Source organism: Sinomonas sp. G460-2 (genome assembly GCF_047759905.1).
Lineage (GTDB): Bacteria > Actinomycetota > Actinomycetes > Actinomycetales > Micrococcaceae > Sinomonas.
The window spans coordinates 1-5,711 of sequence record NZ_JBKZWT010000236.1; the positions used below are offsets into that span (position 1 = coordinate 1).

Here is a 5,711-nt window from a genome sequence, read left to right on the forward strand (position 1 = left end):
GCTGCGGCCCACGCCGTCGGCTGGCCCGTTGCGGAGGGGGGAAGCCAGGCGGTCGCCGACGCCCTCGCCGCGAGGCTGCGTGAGCTCGGCGGCGTGATCGAGACCGGGGTGCGCGTCCGCAGCCTCGACGATGCGGGGCGGTGCGACGTCCTGCTGCTCTGCACGGCCCCCGGAGCGGCGGCGAGCATCCTCGCCGGGAGGCTCCCGGCCGCCGTCGCCCGTTCCTACGGGCGGTACCGGCACGGGCCGGCGGCGTTCAAGGTCGACTACGCAATCGAGGGCGACGTGCCCTGGGCCGCCCCGGATGTTGCGCGGGCCGGGACCGTGCACCTCGGCGGGACGATCGAGGAGATCGCGAGGGCCGAGGAGCAGACGCTCCGCGGCCGGATGCCCGCGCGGCCGTTCGTGCTCGTGGGGCAGCAGTACGTCGCGGATCCGACGCGGTCTGCGGACGGGCTCAACCCGTTGTGGGCGTATGCGCACGTGCCAAACGGTTACCCCGGCGACGCGACCGAGGCGATTACTGCCCAGATCGAGCGCTTCGCGCCTGGCTTCCGGGGGCGGATCCGGGCCGTCGCGTCGCGGAGCGTCGCCGCGTCCGAGGCCCACAACGCCAACTACGTTGGGGGCGACATCAGCGCGGGCGCCAACTTCGGGACCCAGCTCGTGTTCCGCCCGCGCGTCGCGCTCGACCCGTACTCGACCGGCGTGCCCGGCGTGTACCTGTGCTCGGCGGCCACGCCGCCGGGCGGGGGAACGCACGGGATGGCGGGTTTCCACGCCGCCGAACACGCGATCGCCCACCTGCGGCGGTGATCTTCAGGGAGCCGTTCGGCGCCGCAGAGTCGCGCCGAGATGACCTCCCTGCCCGACCTCGTAGGCCTCTCGGACCCATTCGGCGAATTCGCCGTTGAGCTGATCGAGGGCGGATACGCGGAACTGGTGGACGAACAGGCGCTTCGTGTAAGGCGACGCTCTCCGAATGCGAGGATCGTTCACCTGCCGCTGCAGATCCAAATATCCGTCGAGCCACAGCATCTTTGGCTTCGCTCCGGCAAAGCCTCGACGTGCTCCCTTGAAACTGATCGCCGTCTTCGAAACAGACAGCTCAAACGGACCGCACGCCGTCACCAGCTCAACGAAGCGCTCGTAAAGCTCAACGACTCCCTGATCGCAGCCTCGCAGGTGGTCGTCCACGGTCCACGCCGTCTGGTCCATCTATCTCACGGTAGTCCACACGGAGCCGATCATTAGGGCACAAAACCCCTGATCCACTGACCTCGGCCGGACGTACGATTCGGAGAAAATAGGTCGAGGGGGTTGGATCATGGCCATATGGCGCTTTGTGGGCAAAGGCCTTGGCCTCAGCCGCGTACTCATTCCGATCTGCTGTCTCGCTTTGGCGGGCTGCAACGGGGACCACTCGTCGGCATCGCCGAGCAGCGCGGCATCATCGGGGACAGCCGGCGGGACCTCAACCACCTCGGCCCCGACACCTTCGGGGACACCAGCGAGCATCACCACTGCGGGATACAAGTACCAGGCTGCCCTGGAGCGACCGGGAATTACGACGAAGACAACCTTCACCACGAATGACGGATCTGGCGGTGGTGGCACTGCGGTGGACGCTCCCCCGGGGAAGGAAATCCTTGTTGCCACCCTCAGGTTCACCAATAGCACGGGGGGTCCGGAACCGTTCAAACTGGAGCCATTTGTGGGAGGCGACGTTGGCCTTTTGCCGCTGCAGCCAGGTGCTGGCCTTGAGGACATCATGTTGGCCGTACCCCAAGCGCAGGCCGCCGCTTTCGGAGTCAAGGGCGATCCCAGCAGCGTTTGCGTCACCAACAGCATCGCGCCGAGCGGATACTGTGATCTACACGCGTCGGTAGGCGCCTACAGCCCTGCGCCCACCGGAACCGGGCAGTTCCCAGAGCTGGCTCCCGGATCGAGCGCCACCGTCACCCTGCTTGTGGAGGGCGGCGAATTGCAAGGTCAATGGGTGCCCCAGAACGCCCCGATCCAAAACGTCAAGATATATGTATCAACGGACTGCGGGAACCCGGCGGGATGCTGGATTGAAATCAAATAACGCAAGTGGCCATAGGGATCCGTATCGGTCCTGCGTCAGGTGAGGTGGCGTAGGTAGCGATCTGGGCTGTCGAGGAACTGCTTCCAGTTGCGGACAAGGTCGAGATCCTCCCAGTTCGATTCGCGGAAGCCCCACTCGCCACCCGACGGGGCCATCAGCGGCTCGTTCAAGCAACAGATACTGCCGCAGCTCTGACTCTGAGCGCCGAGTGTGGTGGACCGCACCGGTTCGAGCCTCCGGTACGGCGAGACGACGCATCAATCGGGCTACAGCTGAGGGCAGGGCGGCCTAGCCCTGGCGTACGAGCTTGTAGTGAAGACGGACAGCGACGGCCGAATGGAACCGGCATCTCCGACAACCGATTCGCGGTGCATCGGCGCGTCGAGCCATGCCTGTTTCCCTGCCACATCGACCCGACGACCGGTGATGCGCCAGAATGCGCGCGTCATCCGGTCCACGCGCCCCATTCCCTCGGACGTGGCCGAAGTCTTTCACGAGGCCCGCCACGCGCGTCCGAGTGCCACGAGCCGCTCGACAGTCCGCTTGTTCCGCGTGGTTGTCACGGCGCCGTCCGTGAGCCGACTGATCTCGGCGTTCGGGCTGCCGGGGCTCGAGGCAAGCCGGCGGATGACGCTGAGGGCGATCCCGTGGGTGACTTCGAAGATGTCGACATCGCCGCGCTCATTCGTCCACGGCAGATCGAGCTGCAGCGGCGCGCCGCCGTCGAAGAAGGTGAACGTCTCCCCGTAGGTTCGCTCGTCACCGCGCCCTTCAAAGGGGTCTCGGTCGATGATCGAGGCCAGGACCTCGAAGGGCCTGATCAGGCCGGCGTCGCGATACCCGCACTCCCGCTCGAGGGTGCTTGCGGCCTTTGCGACAACACGGTTGGGGTCGGGCGTCTCGAGCAGGACCGTCCCGTTCGTCTGGACCGAGGCGACCCGGACCGCTCCGGCGTCCATCAGTGCGGCCTCGAGGACCGCGCGCGTTGGCGAGCCGCGGTGCCCAAGGTTGAGGTTCCGGTAGAACACCGCACAGAGAACTGCCATGCGCGACCTCTTCTCGCCCTGCCGGAGTCAGTCGATGCCGGTGGCGCGTAGACCGGCCAGGAGCAGCATCACGATGCGCTCCGCGCGTCGCCATTCCTCCGCTCCGATCGGGCCGCCCGCGTGGCAGAGGTTGGCGACCGCGCGCAGAAAGTCCGATGCGTCGACCGCCACGACGATGTCCCCCGATTGCGTTGCCGCCGCGAGGAGCCTGTCGAGAGTCGGCGCGAGGTGGGTCGAAAAGTAGTCGGCGAGCGGCTCGTACGCGGGGTCTCCCGAGTGCAGCGCACTGGCAAGACCGCGCTTCGTGGCGACGAACTGGGTGTAACGCATGATCCATCGATCCAGCGCCTCGCCGGGAGGGTATTCGGCCTCGATCGCTTCCGCAGCCTGGACGCAGGCGTCCATCTCGTTTCGGAACACCGCGGAGATGAGGTCGGACCGGAGCGGAAAGTGCCGGTACAGCGTGCCGACGCCGACGCCGGCCCGTTCGGCGATCGATCGCACGGGCGCGTCGACGCCGGACTCGGCGAATACCGCCTTCGCGGCCTCCAGAAGCGCGTCGACGTTCTGGCGCGCGTCGGCGCGCATCCGTCGGGTGCCTGCGCTTGCCAGGCCGGTACCGGTGCTCCTCGGGGAGGTCATAGTGAAAAACTTCCTCTAGCAAACGGAACGTCGTTCCGGTAGGGTGGTTGCGTAATCGGAATACTGTTCCGATTAGTAGATGATATGACGCCGCCGCCAGCGGCGCCACGGTCACGACGTAGAGGAGCGGACAGCATGCAGTACCGGACACTCGGCCGCACCGGCATCAAGGTGACCCCCTACGCGCTCGGCGCGATGATGCTCGGATCGCTCGGCAACCCTGACCGGCAAGAGGGCATCCGAATCATTCATCGGGCGCTCGACGCCGGCATCAATTTCGTGGACACCGCCGACCGTTACGGGGACTCCGAGGAGGTCGTCGGCGAGGCGCTCAAGGGGCGCCGCGACGACGTCGTCCTGGCGACAAAGTTCTGGGGACCTGTCGACGACGATGTGAACCACCGCGGCGCGTCGCGCCGCTGGATCATGCAGGCGGTCGAGCGTTCGCTTCGCCGTCTGCAGACCGACTACATCGACCTCTACCAATTGCATCGGCCCGACCCGGACACCGACATCGACGAGACTCTCTCCGCACTCACAGATCTGGTGCGCCAAGGGAAGGTCCGAGCGATCGGTACCTCGTCAATGCGGGGATCGGAGATCGTCGAAGCGCAGTGGATGTCCGAGCGCCGCGGATACGAGCGGTTCCGCACAGAGCAGCCGAACTACTCGATCCTCGACGGCGAGATCGAGCGCGAGATCCTCCCCGTCGCCGAAAGGTATGGCATGGGCACTCTGGTCTACAGCCCTCTCGCCGGCGGGACGCTGACGGGCCGCTACAGGCCTGGGCAGGAGAACGACAACTTCCGTTCGACGAAGACGGGCATGCGGCACTTCCGAGATGAGCGCCGACTCGCTGCAGTCGAGGAGCTCATAGCGCTCGCTGATGAGGTCGGCGTGAAGCTGACCCACCTGGCAATGGCCTTCGTTGTCTCGCACCCTGGGGTGACCTCGGCGATTGCGGGACCGCGGACGATGGACCAGCTCGAAGACACCCTTGCTGGGGTCGGCGTTGCGCTCTCGGACGACGTGCTAGACCGCATCGACAAGATCGTCCCTCCAGGCGAGAGCATCGGAGCGATGGACATGGTCTACCGAGGTCCACAGGTGGGCGACCCAACCCTACGTCGACGCCCGGCAACAGAGCGGTCCGTGTCATGAGCGCTTCCCTGCTGGACTGAGGGCCTGCAGGCCGGCGCGAGTCCGCCCGAGCGAGCCCACCCGAATAGAGTGGTCCGGTGCAAGCCGACCCCAATGGGCCCTTCCCGTACGAACTCCTGCGGCGCTTTCCCGACGTCGAGGCACCGAACCTCTACGCGTGGGATGCGACTGACCGCCTGCTCGGCGAACGCGGGATCGCGGAGGCCGCGGCGCGAGGCCTGAGCGGCGCCCACATCGCAGTGATCGGCGACGCCTATGGCGCGATCGCGCTCCGGCTTGCGGCGGCCGGGCTGACCGAGGTCCGAGTGCACGAGGACCTTGCGACGGGACGCGCGGCCTTCGCCCGCAACGCCGAGGAGCTCGGGCTCGTGGGTCTGCAGCGCCAGAGCGAGCTCGACGCCGAACTGCTTCGCGGCGCGCGGCTCGTTCTGCTCCAGCTCCCGCGGGGCCTGGCCGAGCTCGAGGAGATCGCGGACGCCGTGGCGCGGTGGGCCGCGCCGGACGTGGTGCTCGTGGCCGGGGGCCGCGTCAAACACATGACGCTCGCGATGAATGGAGTCCTCGGCGGCCGCTTCCGCGACGTCCGCGCCGAGCTGGCCGTGCAGAAGTCGCGCCTCCTCATCGCGGAGGGGCCGCTTCCGGTTCCCGAGCGCTCGCCGTTCCCGGTCTGTGCGACGCACGACGACGTAGGCCTCACCTTGTGCGCGCACGGGGCCGCGTTCGCGGGCGAGAAGCTCGACGTCGGCACGCGCTTCCTGCTCGGGTTCGTCGAG

6 protein-coding genes and 1 pseudogene are annotated in these 5,711 nt (G+C 67.2%); 3 read left to right on the forward strand and 4 right to left on the reverse strand.

Going from position 1 to position 5,711, the window contains the following annotated elements:
* Nucleotides 1-816: phytoene desaturase family protein (locus ACLN58_RS16825; RefSeq protein WP_415856403.1), on the forward strand; the 816-nt coding region annotated here is incomplete at its 5' end.
* A gap of 3 nt (nt 817-819) precedes the next feature.
* On the opposite strand, the gene ACLN58_RS16830 is transcribed toward ACLN58_RS16825, so the two are convergent.
* The 4 genes from ACLN58_RS16830 to ACLN58_RS16845 all read right to left on the reverse strand — a co-directional run bounded on the left by ACLN58_RS16830 (nt 820) and on the right by ACLN58_RS16845 (nt 3,723).
* A complete protein-coding gene (locus ACLN58_RS16830; RefSeq protein WP_415856404.1) occupies nt 820-1,218 on the reverse strand; it encodes a DUF5655 domain-containing protein in 399 nt (132 codons plus the stop codon).
* A 906-nt stretch (nt 1,219-2,124) separates the two neighbouring features.
* Nucleotides 2,125-2,259 (reverse strand): hypothetical protein, encoded by a 135-nt coding sequence (locus ACLN58_RS16835; RefSeq protein ID WP_415856405.1) that lies wholly within the window; start codon nt 2,257-2,259, stop codon nt 2,125-2,127.
* Nucleotides 2,260-2,580: 321 nt separating this feature from the next.
* Nucleotides 2,581-3,135, reverse strand: coding sequence for a DUF1697 domain-containing protein (locus ACLN58_RS16840; protein WP_415856406.1), 555 nt, complete (start codon nt 3,133-3,135; stop codon nt 2,581-2,583).
* Nucleotides 3,136-3,162: 27 nt separating this feature from the next.
* Complete coding sequence (locus tag ACLN58_RS16845) at nt 3,163-3,723, reverse strand: TetR/AcrR family transcriptional regulator (protein ID WP_415856407.1); 561 nt, start codon at nt 3,721-3,723, stop codon at nt 3,163-3,165.
* Between the two features lie 189 nt (nt 3,724-3,912).
* Between ACLN58_RS16845 and ACLN58_RS16850 the strand changes: the two genes are divergently transcribed.
* Nucleotides 3,913-4,938, forward strand: a complete 1,026-nt coding sequence (locus ACLN58_RS16850; protein ID WP_415856408.1) for an aldo/keto reductase — start codon at nt 3,913-3,915, stop codon at nt 4,936-4,938.
* 77 nt (nt 4,939-5,015) lie between these two features.
* A pseudogene (locus ACLN58_RS16855) lies at nt 5,016-5,711 on the forward strand (SAM-dependent methyltransferase); the annotation flags it as partial.

What these genes read in the sequence shown, in the direction of transcription:
- ACLN58_RS16830 (WP_415856404.1), bottom strand. Translation starts at nt 1,218, where the DNA reads ATGGACCAGACGGCGTGGACCGTGGACGACCACCTGCGAGGCTGCGAT.
- ACLN58_RS16845 (WP_415856407.1), bottom strand. Translation starts at nt 3,723, where the DNA reads ATGCGCGCCGACGCGCGCCAGAACGTCGACGCGCTTCTGGAGGCCGCG.
- ACLN58_RS16840 (WP_415856406.1), bottom strand. Translation starts at nt 3,135, where the DNA reads ATGGCAGTTCTCTGTGCGGTGTTCTACCGGAACCTCAACCTTGGGCAC.
- ACLN58_RS16850 (WP_415856408.1), top strand. Translation starts at nt 3,913, where the DNA reads ATGCAGTACCGGACACTCGGCCGCACCGGCATCAAGGTGACCCCCTAC.